At 73.3% G+C, this 14687-nt stretch carries 13 protein-coding genes; 9 read left to right on the forward strand and 4 right to left on the reverse strand.

From position 1 onward, the window contains the following. The first annotated feature begins 28 nt into the window (after positions 1–28). The 4 genes from AAH979_RS18205 (at position 29) to AAH979_RS18220 (ending at position 4725) form a co-directional block, all read left to right on the forward strand. Entirely contained in the window at positions 29–1225 is a 1197-nt protein-coding gene (locus AAH979_RS18205) for a lipase (protein ID WP_346259303.1), read from the forward strand. A 186-nt stretch (positions 1226–1411) separates the two neighbouring features. Further along, complete coding sequence (locus tag AAH979_RS18210; RefSeq protein ID WP_346259304.1) at positions 1412–1945, forward strand: SigE family RNA polymerase sigma factor; 534 nt, start codon at positions 1412–1414, stop codon at positions 1943–1945. Continuing rightward, on the forward strand, positions 1938–3356 hold the full coding sequence (locus AAH979_RS18215) for a hypothetical protein (RefSeq protein WP_346259305.1): 1419 nt from the start codon (positions 1938–1940) through the stop codon (positions 3354–3356). The genes AAH979_RS18210 and AAH979_RS18215 overlap by 8 nt, the downstream gene beginning before the upstream one ends. A gap of 205 nt (positions 3357–3561) precedes the next feature. Then, complete coding sequence (locus AAH979_RS18220) at positions 3562–4725, forward strand: acyl-CoA dehydrogenase family protein (RefSeq protein ID WP_346259306.1); 1164 nt, start codon at positions 3562–3564, stop codon at positions 4723–4725. Positions 4726–4807: 82 nt separating this feature from the next. Here AAH979_RS18220 and AAH979_RS18225 read toward each other — a convergent pair whose 3' ends face one another. Then, positions 4808–5818: a hypothetical protein gene (locus AAH979_RS18225; protein WP_346259307.1), complete on the reverse strand. Its 1011-nt coding sequence runs from the start codon at positions 5816–5818 to the stop codon at positions 4808–4810. A gap of 108 nt (positions 5819–5926) precedes the next feature. Further along, on the reverse strand, positions 5927–6589 hold the full coding sequence (locus AAH979_RS18230; protein ID WP_346259308.1) for a hypothetical protein: 663 nt from the start codon (positions 6587–6589) through the stop codon (positions 5927–5929). A 156-nt stretch (positions 6590–6745) separates the two neighbouring features. Here AAH979_RS18230 and AAH979_RS18235 point away from each other — a divergent pair, with 156 nt between their 5' ends. Both AAH979_RS18235 and AAH979_RS18240 read left to right on the forward strand, forming a co-directional pair. Beyond that, positions 6746–7285: an acyl-CoA thioesterase gene (locus tag AAH979_RS18235; RefSeq protein ID WP_346259309.1), complete on the forward strand. Its 540-nt coding sequence runs from the start codon at positions 6746–6748 to the stop codon at positions 7283–7285. A gap of 175 nt (positions 7286–7460) precedes the next feature. Further along, positions 7461–9464, forward strand: a complete 2004-nt coding sequence (locus tag AAH979_RS18240; protein WP_346259347.1) for an acetoacetate--CoA ligase — start codon at positions 7461–7463, stop codon at positions 9462–9464. Positions 9465–9486: 22 nt separating this feature from the next. Here AAH979_RS18240 and AAH979_RS18245 read toward each other — a convergent pair whose 3' ends face one another. Continuing rightward, positions 9487–10194 (reverse strand): TIGR03089 family protein, encoded by a 708-nt coding sequence (locus tag AAH979_RS18245; RefSeq protein WP_346259310.1) that lies wholly within the window; start codon positions 10192–10194, stop codon positions 9487–9489. A gap of 242 nt (positions 10195–10436) precedes the next feature. On the opposite strand from AAH979_RS18245, the gene AAH979_RS18250 reads away from it, so the two are divergent. Further along, the gene (locus AAH979_RS18250) at positions 10437–11582 is read left to right on the forward strand and encodes a glycosyltransferase family 1 protein (protein WP_346259311.1); all 1146 of its coding nucleotides are present in this window, start codon (positions 10437–10439) and stop codon (positions 11580–11582) included. Positions 11583–11658: 76 nt separating this feature from the next. Continuing rightward, a complete protein-coding gene (locus AAH979_RS18255) occupies positions 11659–12765 on the forward strand; it encodes a sugar phosphate nucleotidyltransferase (RefSeq protein WP_346259312.1) in 1107 nt (368 codons plus the stop codon). On the opposite strand, the gene AAH979_RS18260 is transcribed toward AAH979_RS18255, so the two are convergent. Then, positions 12762–13385 carry an NUDIX domain-containing protein gene (locus AAH979_RS18260; protein WP_346259313.1) on the reverse strand — a complete coding sequence of 208 codons (624 nt, stop codon included), beginning with the start codon at positions 13383–13385 and terminating at the stop codon, positions 12762–12764. The two genes, AAH979_RS18255 and AAH979_RS18260, sit on opposite strands and share 4 nt — an antisense overlap. Before the next feature lie 37 nt (positions 13386–13422). On the opposite strand from AAH979_RS18260, the gene AAH979_RS18265 reads away from it, so the two are divergent. Then, positions 13423–14481 (forward strand): hypothetical protein, encoded by a 1059-nt coding sequence (locus AAH979_RS18265; protein ID WP_346259314.1) that lies wholly within the window; start codon positions 13423–13425, stop codon positions 14479–14481. The last annotated feature ends 206 nt before the right edge of the window (positions 14482–14687 follow it).

Consider the following 14687-nt stretch of genomic DNA (forward strand, 5'->3'; position numbering starts at 1 on the left):
CGGGGCCGCCGAAACGACGCTTGTGGACATGAAGAAAACACTGTTCACGCTGGGCGGCGTCGCGGTGCTCACCGCGATGGCCGTGCTGGCGTCGACGACCGCGAGCGCCGCCGCCAACCGGGGCGGCAGGGTGGTGTCGAGCAGACAGGTGCTGGGCCTGGAGCCGCAGCAGGTCAAGGAGTTCCTCGAACCGCTCGGGGTGTACGTGCCACAGGCGCGGCACGGCGTGGACGCGTACCAGGTCGTCTACCGTACGGTCGACGTGCGCGGCCGGTCGACGACGGCCAGCTCGCTCGTCGCGCTGCCGCGTACCGGCGACCGGCGGCTGCGGCCGGCGGTCTGGCTGCACGGGACGCAGTCGTACCGGCTCGACGCGCCCTCGGTGAGCGAGTGCTGCGACAGGGCGGCGGCGGTGCTCTTCGCCTCGCTGGGCTACGCGGCCACCGCGCCCGACTACGTCGGGCTCGGTGCCGGCCCCGGCACCCACCCCTACTTCCATGCGGAGACGGCGGTGAGCGCGTCGGTCGACGCGTTGCGGGCCACCCGGCACTTCGCGGTCCGGTACGGGCGCACCGTCGGCGGGCCAGTGGCGGTCGCCGGGTTCTCGCAGGGCGCCAACAACTCGTTCCTGCTGGCCAGAGCGCTGCAACGGGGTGCTGACCGCAACTTCTCCCTCGGCGCGCTGGCGCCGATCAGCGGCGCGTACCACCTCTTCGACGTCGAGTGGCCTGCGGCGATCGGCGGGGACGTGGACCCGAAGGCGGCGACCTACTACCTGGCGTACCTCACGGTGGCGTGGAACCGGATCTACCACCTCTACGGTGCCGAGTCGGAGGTCTTCCAGGAGCCGTACGCGGGAAACGTCGCGGACCTGTTCGACGGGGAGCACACCATCGAGGAGTCCATGGCAGGACTGCCGGCGAAGCCGTCGGAGCTGCTGCGACCCGAGTACGCCGAACTGCTGCTCCAGCCGACCGGCCGGCTGGCCGGGGCGGCGCGGGCCAACGACGACGCCTGCCTGGGGTGGCGGCCGGCGGTGCCGGTCCGGACGTACGCCGCGCACGGCGACCCGGAGGCCGTCTACGCCAACAGCGAGCGGTGCCAGCGGGAGCTGCGTGGTGTCGGTGCCGACGTGACCCTGACCGACGTCGGCGACGTCGACCACATCACCTCGCTGGTGCTCTCCGTCCCGCAGGTCGCCACCTGGTTCGCGACGCTGAGATAGCCGCCGTCACCCGAACCGCCGCCCTACCGGTCCCCGGCCGGTGGGGCGGACGACGTTCGCTCGGCGTTCACCGCACGCCGGGTGATCCCAGCCGCCCGGATCCGGAGTCTTACTCAACCGTGCCGGGTGTGGCCGGCGTCTACCTCACGTCCGAGCACAACCCGTTCCGGATGACCTGGAGGTGGCGTGACGAGGCGCGAACCCGACGAAGAGTTCCGGCTGTTCGTCCGAGATCAGTGGGGGCCGTTGGCCCGGACGGCCTACCTGCTGACCGGTGACCGGGGCACCGCCGAGGACCTGGTCCAGGCGGCGTTGGAGAAGACCCACCGGCACTGGGCGCGGATCCAGCGCAAGGACGCGCCCCAGATCTACGTACGCCGGGTCATGGTCAACACCGCGATCAGCTGGCGCCGCCGACGGCGGCCGCTCGAGGTGCCGCTGCTGGGCTCCGACACCACACCCACACCGGACGCGTACGCCCAGGTGGAACAGCGGCAGCAGCTCGTCGTGGCGTTGCGGCAACTGCCCCGCCGGACGCAGGCGGTCCTCGTGCTGCGCTACTTCGAGGACCTGAGCGAGGCGGACACAGCCCGCGTTCTCGGCTGCTCGGTCGGTTCGGTGAAGAGCCAGGCATCCAGGGGGCTGGCCCGGCTGCGGATCCAGTTCAGGGTGGCACCCGAACCCGCGATGGCAGGACTACAGGAGGAAACGCATGTCTGACACCATGATCGAGTCGACGTTGCGGGACACGCTGACCCGGACAGCGGGCGTGGTGGGCGTACCGGATGATCCGTGGCCAGGCTTCGACCACCGCGCGGGACGGCGGCGCCGGAGCCGGCAGGTCCGGCGAGCGGTCGGCGCCGGGGTCCTGGCGCTGTTGGTCGGGGTGCAGACCAACGTGGTCCCGCTGCCGGGCGGTACGCCCGGGATCGCGATCGCCGCGCCGCCGTCGGCGCTGGCCGACGCGCCGCCGCGGGGGGCGCTCGCCGGTGACCGGGCCTGGTTGGACGACCTGCGCGCGCGGATCGGCACCGACAGGGAACTGGAGAAGCTGGACGAACCAAAGGGCATCTGGGAGATCGGGGACCGGCGGAAGATCCGGTTGCTCTACGGCAGCGACCTCCCCCGTTACCGGGTCGCGCTGGTCGTCGTCCCGCTCCGGTTCGGCGTCCTCAGCACGTCGGCTCTCGTCTGGTACGTCGGCCCGGCCGGCGCCGCGGCGGGGCAGATGCGGTACGCCGGCCACGCCGTCGGCGGCGACCTCCCACCGGTGATGACCCTGATGCAGGCGCCCAAGCAGGGCAGCGGTCTCGCGGTGGTGGTCGGACCGGTCGACTCGACGGTGACGATCAGCGGCGAGCCGGTGTACACCGCCGCCGGCCGGCTGGAGTACCGGCAACTCGCCACCCGGGACAGTGCCGGGGTCGGGGTGGCGGTCCTGCCCCCCGCCCCGCTCGGGTTCCAGCCCGTCGTCCGGGTCAGCCGGGGCGACGAGGTGATCGACGAGACGGGTCTGCCCGGCGGCCCGTACGCCGGACCCGGCCCGATCTCCGACGCGCTGCTCGCCGCGGCCACCCGGGATACCCGGGGACCGGCGCTGGACCGGGCGGTGCTGGCGGACTTCGTTAACGCGGCGCTGTTGGACAGCCAGCTGCGGGCGACCGGGACGACGGTGCGGGTGCCCTGGACCGGCACGGTGCACGGTCAGCCCGCGGCGCTGCTCACCGTGCAGCCCGCGAGGGGCGGCGTCATCGCGTACGCCATGCGCGGCACCGAACGGGGCGGGTGGACGGATCTGCGGTTGCTGATGCCGGCCGAGGGCGCCGACCGGCGACCGATCGCCTGGCGGCTGCGTGTCGAGGGTGCCGCCGCCCGGACCGACCAGGTGCGGGTGGTCGCGCCGGCCGGCGCCGCGTCCGCCACGGTCACTGTCGCTGCCGGTACGCCGGTCCCGGTCGACCTCGACGCCTCGGGGTCCGGCATCGCCACCGTGCCGGTGGACCAGCCGGGGACTGTTACGGCGTACGCGGCGGACGGGGCGGTGTTGGGTAGTACGCCGATCCCGCTGGGGAGGGAGAGCAACTTCGGGCAGCCGCCCGGAGACACTCCGGAGACCCGTGTCGTCCAGTGACGGCAAACCACCGGTAACGGCCGACTGACGGTCGACCGCGACCCGGCGAGCCCGGTCCTTCCTCGGGGGCGGCTCGCCGGGTCCCGGTCACCGGGCGCGGTCGGGGAGGACGGTTCCGCCCGCTCCGGACCCGGCGGCCTCGGCTTCCGTGCTTGGTTACCGGCCGGTATGGTCTCAGTGGCCGGAGCGAGACGGGAGGGTCGCGATGAGCAGCGGATCGGTGTTCGAGGCGTACCAGGTGCCGGAGGAGCACGAGGCGGTCCGGGAGGCCGTCCGGGAGGTCTGCGACGCCAAGGTCGCGCCGAACGCCGCCGAGGCCGACGAGACCGGCGAGTTCCCGAAGGCGTCGTACGAGGCGCTGAAGGCCGCCGACTTCCACGCCCCGCACATCCCCGAGGAGTACGGCGGAGCCGGCGCCGACGCGCTCGCCACCGCAATCGTGATCGAGGAGGTGGCCCGGGCCTGTGCCGCCTCGTCGCTGATCCCGGCGGTGAACAAGCTCGGCACCATGCCGCTGCTGCTGGCCGCCTCCGAGGAGCTGAAGCGGCGCTACCTGCCGCCGGTCGCCCGGGGCGAGGCGATGTTCTCGTACTGCCTCTCCGAGCCGGAGGCGGGCAGCGACGCCGCCTCGATGCTCACCCGGGCGGTCCGGGACGGCGACTCCTACGTGCTCAACGGCGTCAAGCGGTGGATCACCAACGCCGGGGTCTCGGAGTACTACACCGTCTTCGCGGTGACCGATCCGGCGGCCCGCTCGCGCGGCATCTCCGCCTTCGTGGTGGAGAAGTCGGATCCGGGGGTCAGCTTCGGGGCGCCGGAGAAGAAGCTCGGCATCAAGGGCTCGCCGACCCGCGAGGTCTACCTCGACAACGTGCGGATCCCGGCGGACCGCATGATCGGCGAACCGGGCACCGGCTTTGGCACCGCGATGCGAACCCTGGACCACACCCGGGTCACCATCGCCGCCCAGGCGCTCGGGATCGCCCAGGGCGCGCTGGACTACGCCAAGGCGTACGTGCGCCAGCGGCGGCAGTTCGGCAAGGCGGTCGCCGAGTTCCAGGGCATCCAGTTCATGCTCGCCGACATGGGGATGAAGCTGGAGGCGGCCCGGCAGTTGACGTACGCGGCCGCTGGGAAGTCGGAGCGCGGTGACGCCGACCTGACCTACTTCGGCGCCGCCGCGAAGTGCTTCGCCTCGGACGCCGCGATGGAGATCACCACCGATGCGGTGCAGCTCCTCGGCGGGTACGGCTACACCCGGGACTACCCGGTCGAGCGGATGATGCGGGACGCCAAGATCACCCAGATCTACGAGGGCACCAACCAGGTCCAGCGGATCGTGATGGCCCGGCAACTCCTCAAGGACTGATGCCCGCTCCGGGTACGCCTGGCTGTTGCGGACCGACCCGGTCGACCACCAGATCGGCGGCTGATCCGTCGGGCTGGCTCCGTCAGCGGTCGCCGAGGCGGCGGGTCACCCCGTCCATCCCGTCGTCGTCCGGACCTCCGGTGAACTGGGTGGTCTCGTCCGAGCGCCCACCGAACTGGGTGGTCTCGTCGCTGCCCGGCTGGCCGGACCGGGGCGCCGGGGCCGGTGGCGTGAGCGGGCTGAAGGTGGGCGGCTGCGGCGGCGCGCTCGGCACCGGCGGGCCGGAGATCGGTGACCCCGGCGCCTGCGGCCCAGGCGGCCGTCCCAGGTTGCCCGGCACGCTCGGCGGGCCGTAGTGCGGTGCGCCGGTCGGGGCGTTGTACGGCGGTGCCGAGGGCGTCTGCTGCTGCGGCGCGCCGGGTCCGTAGTTCGGCGGGACGGCCGGGCCGAAGTTCGGCGGCGCGGACTGCGGGTAGCTCGGGGCGACCGAGGGGCCGTAGTTCGGCGGGTGCGGGGTGCCGGGGAGGCCGGGGATGCCCGGTCCACCGGGCGGCGGGAACTGACCCGCCGGAAGCTGTCCGCCGGGCGGCGTCTGGGTGCCGGGCGGGAACTGCCCGCCGGGCGGCACCTGCCCCGGGGGCGGGTAGGACGGAAAGCCGGGCTGGCCGGCGGCGCCGGGGAAGCCGGCTCCGGCCGGACGCGGCGAGCGCCAGCGCTGCGGTACGAGCACGGTGGCGAAGAGCAGCACGGCGAGCAGGGTGGCGAAGGCCCCGGACGGCGCGGTGAGCGCGAAGTCGACGCCGAGGAAGGAACGCGGCAGCAGGTCGCCCATCGAGCCGAGATCGATCATGGACCACACCGCCATGACCAGGAAGAGCAGGCCGGCGACCGCAGTACCGACCGGGGACCACCGGGGCAGCAGCAGCGCGGCGAGCAGCCCGGCGACGACCGCGATCACGATGAACCCGACGAGCGCGTCCCCGGTCTCGTCCCGGGTGATCCCGCCGTTGAGCTTTATCAATCCGATCCCGGCCAACACCCAGATGATCGGCACACTGACCAACCCGAATACCAGCGATCCAAGGTGTCGCACTGCAACCTCCCCAACCGGGTGTCTCAGGGCACCGTACCCGGATAGGGCAATGCCGGCCACGGCGTGTCGGTCCGGGGCGGGCCGACCGAACGACCCGCCCCGGCACAGTCAGCTTGTCGTACTGTCGGCCGCGTCGTCGCGCTTCGTCGCGCTCCGGGGCGGTGCCGACCACGGCGATCCGGCATCGCGGCGCGGCAGCGGCGGCAGCGGTTCGGTGTCCGGCTCCGGGTAGCCCAGGGTCGGCGGCTTGATGTCGCTTTCCGGCGGGTTGTTCAGCAGGGACCAGTCGGTCGGGGTCGGCTCCTCCACATCGGACGACGTCGGCGCGGGTGCGGGGGCTACCGGGCTGGGCCAGCGACGCCAGCGCTGGATGCTGAAGGTGGCCATCAGCAGCAGCACGCCGAGCAGGAACGTCGTGCCGTTCTCCAGCACCTGCACCAACGGCAGCGGGTCGCCGAACACCTTCCAGTTCGCCGGCACCGCGTCGCGCACGGTGAAGGGGTCGACGAACAGCCCGACGTACGGGGCGACCAGCAGCAGGCCGGCGGCGAGTGGGCCGGCCGGGGAGAGCCGCAGCGTGCCGAGCAGGCCGAGCAGGATGCCCGCGACTCCGAGGTAGACGGCCCCCTGGATCAGGTTGGCCGTGTTGAAGGTACCGACTTCCACCCAGCGGGTGACGGTGCGGGCGGACCCGTCCTGACCGAGCGCGATCAAGGCCCAGGTCAGTGGCGCCGCCACCACTCCGGCGAGGAAGCTCCAGAGATGTCGCATCCGCGCACCGTACCGCCTCGGACGCCGCCCGGCAGCCTGCACGGGCGCGTCCAGTATCGATCTTGCCGACTGTCACCGGGGGGTGACCGGGGTGACCCGGGTAACCGCCGTCACCGGCGGGGGCGGCGGCACGGCGGGTCGCCGTACCGTTGCCGCATGACCGAGCAGTTCTCGCCACCGCCGGCCGGCAAGCCGACCTCGTACTCGCGGGTCACGCTGAGCCGGATCATGACGGCGGTCGATGTCAACCTCTACGGCACCGTGCACGGCGGCGTGCTGATGAAGTTCGTCGATGACGTGGCCGGGGCGTCGGCGGCACGGCACTCCGGCGGTACCGCGGTGACCGCCGCGATCGACGAGATCGTCTTCGCCGAGCCGGTCCGGGTCGGTGACCTGGTGCACGCCCACGCGCAGGTCAACTGGACCGGGCAGACCTCGATGGAGGTCGGGGTCCGGGTGGTCGCCGAGCGCTGGGACAGCGCCGAGGACGCTCCGATCGTGGTGGCCACCGCCTACCTGGTCTTCGTCGGGGTGGACGTGGCCGGCAACCCCCGCCCGGTCCGCCCGGTGCTGCCGGAGACCCCGGAGGACGAGCGCCGGTTCCGCGAGGCGGAGATCCGCCGGGCCCACCGGCTGGCCAAGCGCAAGGCGATCCAGGCGCACCGGGGCGCCGCCGACTCCTCCGTCGCCGGCTGAGCCGCCCGGCACCGACCTCCCCGGGCCGGCCCACATGACCCGGGGGCCGGAGATGTGGGCCGGGCACGCGTACCGGTGCCGGCTTCCGGGCGGAGAATGGCGGGCCGGGGTACGGCAGTATGGCGACCAGGCCCGGCACACCGGCGTGCGGGCCGTAGGGAGGAGCAGGACCATGGTGGGCGAGGTGCTCTGGACGCCGCCGCCGGCCGGCGACGACCGGTCCCGGATCGGCGACTACCTGCGCTGGCTGAGCCGGCACCGGGGCCTCGACTTCGACGACTACGCCGCGCTGTGGCGCTGGTCGGTCACCGATCTCGACGGCTTCTGGCGCTCGATCTGGGACTACTTCGAGGTCCGGGCCCACACCGAGCCGACCGCGACCCTGGTCGACACCTCCATGCCCGGCACCCGCTGGTTTCCCGGCGCCACCCTCAACTACGCCGAGCACGTACTCCGGATGCCCGGGATGGCCGACGACGAGCCGGTGGTGATCGCGCAGAGCCAGACCCGCCCCCCGGTCACCCTGACCGCCGCCGAGCTGCGCGAGCAGGTACGCCGGGTCCGGGCCGGACTGGTCCGGCTGGGCGTCGGCCCCGGTGACCGGGTGGCGGCGTACGCCCCGAACATTCCCGAGACCTTCGTGCTGATGCTCGCCACGGCCAGCCTCGGGGCGGTCTTCTCCTCCTGCGCCCCCGAGTTCGGCACCCGCAGCGTGCTCGACCGCTGGCGGCAGATCGCCCCGACCGTGCTGGTGGCCATCGACGGCTACCGGTACGGGGACAAGCTCGTCGACCGCCGCACCGAGCTGGCGACGATCCGGGCCGAGCTGCCGTCGGTCGTACACACGGTGGTGCTGCCCTATCTGGAGCCGGACGCCGCGCCGCCGGACGGGGCGCTTCGCTGGGCGGAGCTGGCGGCCGGGACCGACGAGCCGCTGGACTTCGCGGCGGTGCCCTTCGACCACCCGCTCTACGTGCTCTATTCGTCGGGCACCACCGGGCTGCCGAAGCCGATCGTGCACGGGCACGGCGGCATCCTGCTCGAACACCTGAAGATGCTGGCGCTGCACCACGACCTCGGCCCGGGGGACCGCTTCTTCTGGTTCACCACCACCGGCTGGATGATGTGGAACTTCCTGGTCTCCGGCCCGGCGGTGGGTGCCGCGATCGTGCTCTTCGACGGCAACCCGGCGGTCCGGGCCGAGCCGGGCCGCCCGGCCGAGCCGGACCTGGGCACGCTGTGGCGGCTGGCCGCCGCCACCGGCACCACCTACTTCGGCACCTCCGCGCCGTTCCTGCTGGCCTGCCGCAAGGCCGGGCTGCGCCCGGCCGAGCTGGTCGACCTCTCCGCCGTGCGCGGGGTCGGTTCGACCGGTGCGCCGCTACCGGCCGAGGGCTTCCGCTGGGTGTACGACTCCGTCGGCGCCGACCTGCGGCTCGACTCGATCTCCGGTGGCACCGACGTCTGCACCGGTTTCGTCGGCGGCGTGCCGCTGCTGCCGGTCGTCGCCGGTGAGATCACCTGCCGCTGCCTGGGTGCCCGGGTGGAGGCGCGGTCGGCCGACGGTGACCCGGTGGTCGACCAGCTCGGCGAGTTGGTGATCACCGCACCGATGCCGAGCATGCCGGTCGGGTTCTGGAACGACCCGGACGGCCGCCGCTACCGGGAGGCGTACTTCGACGTCTATCCCGGGGTGTGGCGGCACGGGGACTGGATCACCGTCACCGAGCGGGGCAGTTGTGTGATCACCGGCCGCTCCGACGCGACCCTGAACCGGGGCGGGGTACGCCTCGGCACCGCCGAGTTCTACTCCGTGGTCGAGGGGCTGCCCGAGGTGACCGACTCGCTGGTGGTGCACCTGGAGGACGACGAGGGCGGCGCGGGCGAACTGCTGCTCTTCGTCGTACTCGCGCCCGGGCTGGAGCTGGGTCCGGAGCTGACCGCGCGGATCAACCGGGAACTGCGTACCGGGCTGTCGCCCCGGCACGTGCCGGACGAGATCCACCAGGTGGGTGCGGTGCCGAGGACGCTGTCGGCGAAAAAGCTGGAGGTGCCGGTGAAGAAGATCCTCACCGGCGCGCCGGTGGACTCGGCCGCCGCCACCGGCGCGCTGGCCAACCCGGAGTCGCTGCTCGCCTTCGCGCGCTTCGCCCGGCAGCGGACCGCCGAGCGGAGGTAGCCGGCCTCCGGTGTGACGTCGGTTACGTCAGCCGAACCGTTACCTTCTCCGCCGCCGCCCGGTCGGCCAACCGGGCCGGGTCGAGGTTGCCGCAGAGCACCGTGCTGGCCCCGGCGGCCAGCGGGGCGAGCAGCCAGTCCACCGGGTCCGGGTGGCGGGCCGCGTCGACCAGCACCCGATCGCCGGCCCCGATGCCCAGCTCCGTGGCGCGCTCGGCGGCCAGGTCGGCCAGCACCGGGTCCTGCGGGCCGGCGGCCGGATACGGCGTGAAGTGGTCGCCGTGCCCGCGTACCTCGAGCACGTAGTCGGCCCAGCCGGGCGGGAGCTCCCGTACCGGGGCGGCGAGCGGGGCGAGCGCGAGGGCGTACCGGTCACCGGCTGGCCAGGCCGCGGCCTCGCCGACCCGGTCGACCGAGGCGAAGAGCACGTCGACCGGCTGCGGGGCCGACTCGCCGGGCCGGGCACCGGAGACGGCCGACCCGGTCGACCAGCAGCCGAGCAGCACGGCCGCGGTCTGCCAGTGCGGCGGCAGCAGCACCCCGACGGGATCGCCCGGGGCCAGCCCGGCCGAGTCGACCAGCAGGTTCGCGGTCTTGGCCACCCAGTTGGCCAGGGTCGCCCCGGAGAGTTCGGTGCGGTCTCCGGTCGCGTCGTCGTACCAGGTCAGCAGCGGTCGGGTCGGGTCGGCGGCGATCGCGGCGGCGAACAGCCCGGAGATGTTCTCGGTCATCGCCCGTGACGATACCGACCCGGCCGGCCAGCGGCGGTGAGCTCCGCCCCGGGCCGGTGATGATCTCCGAGCGGGCGGTCGCGGCGACGCCGGCACCCATCGTGACGCCTTCGTCGCGTACCTGTCTGAGTCACCGGAAAGACAGTTGCCCGACGGGTCGCAGTCGACGCGCCCGGGGCGGCGCGGCGTAGGCTTGGAGTCAGTGTTGTTCCCTACATCACACTCAGCCGAGGAGTTGCCCAGTGACCGCCGGTCGCCCGCCCCGCGTGCTCATTGACGCCACCAGCGTCCCCGCCGACCGGGGCGGCGTTGGCAGATACGTCGACGGCCTGCTCGGCGCCCTGGGCAAGGTGATCGGGCCGGGCCTGGAGCTGGCCGTGGTCGGGCTGCGCACCGACGCCGAGCGATACTCGCGGATGCTGCCGGCGGCCGAGGTGATCCCGGCGCCGGCGGCGGTGGCGCACCGGCCGGCCCGGCTGGCCTGGGAGCAGACCGGGCTTCCGCTGCTGGCCCAGCAGGTCGGCGCGCAGGTGCTGCACTCGCCGTTCTACACCTGTCCGCTCCGGGCCGGCTGTCCGGTGACGGTCACCGTGCACGACGCGACCTTCTTCACCGAGCCGGAGCACTACGACAAGTCGCGCCGGACCTTCTTCCGCAGCGCGATCAAGACCTCGTTGCGCCGGGCCGACCGGGTGATCGTGCCGAGCAAGGCGACCCGGGACGAGCTGATCCGGCTGCTGGACGCCGACCCGACCCGGATCGACGTGGCCTACCACGGGGTGGACCAGGCGGCGTTCCACGCGCCGAGCGACGAGGAGAAGGCCCGGGTACGCGCCCGGCTCGGCCTGGGCGGGCACAGTTACGTGGCGTTCCTCGGCTCCAAGGAGCCGCGCAAGAACGTGCCGAACCTGATCCGGGGCTGGGTGCTGGCGGTCAAGGACCGGCCGGAGCCGCCCGCCCTGGTGATCGCCGGTGGTCAGGGGCACGACGACGACATCGACCAGGCCGTCGCCGACGTACCGGCGCACCTGCGGCTGCTCCGCCCCGGCTACCTGCGCTACGCCGACCTGCCGGGCTTCCTCGGCGGTGCGCTGGTCGCCGCCTATCCGTCGTACGGCGAGGGTTTCGGGCTGCCGATCCTGGAGGCGATGGCCTGCGCCGCCCCGGTGCTTACCACCCCGCGGCTGTCGCTGCCGGAGGTCGGCGGTGATGCGGTGGCGTACACCAGCGAGGATCCGCAGCAGATCGCGACCGATCTCGGTGCGCTGCTGGACGACGAGGCGCGGCGGCTCTCGCTGGCGAAGGCGGGCTTCGACCGGGCCAAGGAGTTCACCTGGGAGTCCAGCGCCGAGGTGCACCTCGCGGCATGGGGCCGGGCCCGGGCGTGAGGGGTCCCGGGCGGAATTCGGGTGTTATCAGACGGTGTGTGCGTCCCGCCCCTGACGTCTCGGGCATGATGTGGCGATGTTCTACGCCGTGATTCCGGCCGGCGGCAGTGGCACCCGTCTGTGGCCACTCTCGCGCGCCGGCCGCCCCAAATTCCTCCTCCCGCTGACCGGCTCCGACGAGTCGCTGCTCCAGGCGACCGTACGCCGGGTGCGCCCACTGTCCGCCCCGGAGAGCACGTACGTGGTCACCGGTGCCGCGCACGCGGTCGCGGTGGCCCGGCAGCTGCCCGACGTACCGGAGGAGAACGTCCTGGTCGAACCCTCCCGCCGGGACTCCTGCGCGGCGATCGGGCTGGCGGCGGCGATCATCGCGCGGCGGGATCCGGACGCGGTGATGGGCGCCTTCTCCGCCGACCACGTGGTCGGCGACCAGACCCGCTTCCTGGAGGTGCTCGGCGCGGCGATCTCGACCGCGCGGGACGGGCTGATGGTCGCGGTCGGCATCACCCCGACCCACCCGGAGACCGGCTACGGCTATCTGGAGTCGGGCGAGCCGATCGGTGACGGCCCGGCCCGGCAGGTCGTCCGGTTCAAGGAGAAGCCGGAGTACGACCTCGCGGTCAAGTACGTCGAGTCCGGCCGCTTCTACTGGAACGCCTCGATGTTCGTCTGGCGGGTCGACGTCTTCCTCGGCGAGCTGGCCCGGCAGCAGCCGGAGCTGTACGCCGGGCTGACCGAGATCGCCGCGGCCTGGGGCACCCCGGACCAGGCAGCGGTACTGGACCGGGTCTGGCCGGAACTGACCAAGATCTCGGTGGACTTCGCGGTGATGGAGGGGGCGGCGGAACGCGGCCTGGTCGCCACCGTGCCGGCCGACTTCCGCTGGAACGACGTCGGCGACTTCCACACCCTGGGTGAGGCGCTGACCGGCGACGACGCGAGCAACGTGGTGCTCCGGGAGGGACCCGACGGCACGCCCCCGGCCGGCCGGGTCGTGCTCCGGGACACCGAGCGGACGGTGGTGGTGACCCAGTCCGACCGGCTGGTGGTGACCCTCGGGGTCCAGGACACCGTGGTGGTCGACATGCCGGACGCGCTCTTCGTCTGTGCCCGGTCCCGGGCCCAGGAGGTCAAGGAGATCGTCGCCGCGCTGGAGGCGGAGGAGGCGCACCCCTACCTCTAGCGTGCACCGCTACCTCTAGCGCTCACCGGGTCCGGCTGACCTCGCCAGACGTCAGGTGCGGGGCGCGGGCGGTTCCGCGCGTACACCGCGAGCGCCGGTGCCACCAGTTGGGCGGTGGCGCCGGCCAGTGGCTCGGGGAGGGTGTCCGGCGGAAACCAGCCGAGCTCCACCGACTCGGCGCTGACCCGCTCGACTGCGCCGGCCGGGGCGACCGCGGCGAAGCGTACGTCGTGGTGCAGCGAGCCGCCCTGGCAGGAAACCTGGTGGATGTCCAGGTCGATCGGGGTGGGGTCGAGCCACAGCCCGGCGATCCCGGACTCCTCGGTCGCCTCCCGCAGCGCCGCCCCGGCCAGGGTACGGTCGCCGGGCTCGCAGTGCCCGCCGAGCTGCACCCAGCGACGGAACCGGCCGTGCAGGCAGAGCAGCACCCGGCTGCCGGTGGCGTCCAGCACCAGCGCGCTGGCGGTGACGTGGCCGGCCCGGTGTGCCCGGGTCAGCGCCGCCGGACCGCCCTCGTCGAGCAGTCGCAGCGTCCGGTCCAGCGCGTCCGCCGCCTCGGCGGTGGGCGGCTGCCAGGCGGTGAGCAGGGCCAACGTGTCGGCGTACAGGGCATCGGGCACAGCGCCACCCTAGTGCGGGGCTCGTAGCATCATCGGTATGACCTGCCTTTCGCACACCGTCGAACTGGCGGTCGCCGGCAACGAGGCGAGCGACCTGCTGCCGGTACGCGCGCCCGAGGTGCTCGCCGCGTACGGCGCCCGGCGGGCGTTCTGGACCGTACTCGACGAGGGGCCGGTCGAGGGATGCCTGGCCCTGCTGGTCGAGCGGTACGACGGCAGTTGGTTGACCGCGCACGTGCCGATGGACGCCGGTGCCGAGAACGGCCGGACCGAGGACGGCGAGGCGCTGGCCCGGCACGACGGCTGGATCTACGTCTTCGGCTCGCACTTCGGCTCCAAGCGTGGGCCGTTGCGCCCCCGCCGCGCCTTCGTGGCCCGGTTCCGGGAGGCCGAGGCGGCCGCCCCGCTGCCCCGGCTGCACGTGGTACGCAACCAGTTCCGGCTGCACCGGGCGGTGAACGACGCCCTGCTGACCGCCGGGATCGGGGTACTGCCGGCGGGGGAGCAGGTGCGGCATCTGTTCATCGCGGCGACCCGGGCCCGGGGCACCGCCCGGGCGAAGAGCTGGGTCGACCGGCTCACCGACGACGACCTGCCGGTCAACGTGGAGGCAGCGGCCTTCACCCCGACCGGCACCGTGCTGCTCGGGCTGCGGTTTCCGGTGACCGGGCGGGGCGAGCCGATCCTCGTCGAGCTGGCGGACGTGGCCGGGATGTTCGACCGGCGGAGTTGGCCCCGGGTCGTCGGGGCGTACGCGTTGACCGGGGTGACCCGGCCCGGCGAGCTGACCGGCTTCCGGGCGCTGTCGGCCCGGGACGACGGCGGGTACGACGCGGTGGTCGGCTCGATCGACGCCCTGGGCAAGCGGTCGGTGCTGCTCGACGACCACCCGACCGGCGGTGACGTGACCAGCCGGCACGTGCGGTTCCGCTGGCCGGCCGACCCGTCCGGGTCCACTGTCGCCGGTGAGCTGATGGCGGACCTCGCCCCGCTGCACAACGTGGAGGGGCTGACCGAACTGGACGGTGCCCGCTACTACGTGACCGACGAGGACCACCGGGTCGCGTTGCTGATCGCGCCGGGCCGGGACGGCTGAGCCCGGCGGTATGCGACGGCGCTGCGGCTCGCTCGGCCTCGCGGCCCGCTCGGCGTCTCGTCTCGGCTCGCTCGGGGCGGGCGGCATGGAAGCGACAACCCGGACAGCACCCTCCGCGGACAACCGTCCGCGAACCCTCGTGGCGACCGTCCGGGTGTCGCGTTCCTCCCCTGCCCCCGGCATGCCGCAGGGTCACCCGGCGTCCA

Source organism: Plantactinospora sp. ZYX-F-223 (genome assembly GCF_039649625.1).
Classification (GTDB): domain Bacteria; phylum Actinomycetota; class Actinomycetes; order Mycobacteriales; family Micromonosporaceae; genus Plantactinospora.

What these genes read in the sequence shown, in the direction of transcription:
- AAH979_RS18205 (WP_346259303.1), top strand. Translation starts at nt 29, where the DNA reads ATGAAGAAAACACTGTTCACGCTGGGCGGCGTCGCGGTGCTCACCGCG.
- AAH979_RS18215 (WP_346259305.1), top strand. Translation starts at nt 1,938, where the DNA reads ATGTCTGACACCATGATCGAGTCGACGTTGCGGGACACGCTGACCCGG.
- AAH979_RS18220 (WP_346259306.1), top strand. Translation starts at nt 3,562, where the DNA reads ATGAGCAGCGGATCGGTGTTCGAGGCGTACCAGGTGCCGGAGGAGCAC.
- AAH979_RS18230 (WP_346259308.1), bottom strand. Translation starts at nt 6,589, where the DNA reads ATGCGACATCTCTGGAGCTTCCTCGCCGGAGTGGTGGCGGCGCCACTG.
- AAH979_RS18235 (WP_346259309.1), top strand. Translation starts at nt 6,746, where the DNA reads ATGACCGAGCAGTTCTCGCCACCGCCGGCCGGCAAGCCGACCTCGTAC.
- AAH979_RS18245 (WP_346259310.1), bottom strand. Translation starts at nt 10,194, where the DNA reads ATGACCGAGAACATCTCCGGGCTGTTCGCCGCCGCGATCGCCGCCGAC.
- AAH979_RS18255 (WP_346259312.1), top strand. Translation starts at nt 11,659, where the DNA reads ATGTTCTACGCCGTGATTCCGGCCGGCGGCAGTGGCACCCGTCTGTGG.
- AAH979_RS18265 (WP_346259314.1), top strand. Translation starts at nt 13,423, where the DNA reads ATGACCTGCCTTTCGCACACCGTCGAACTGGCGGTCGCCGGCAACGAG.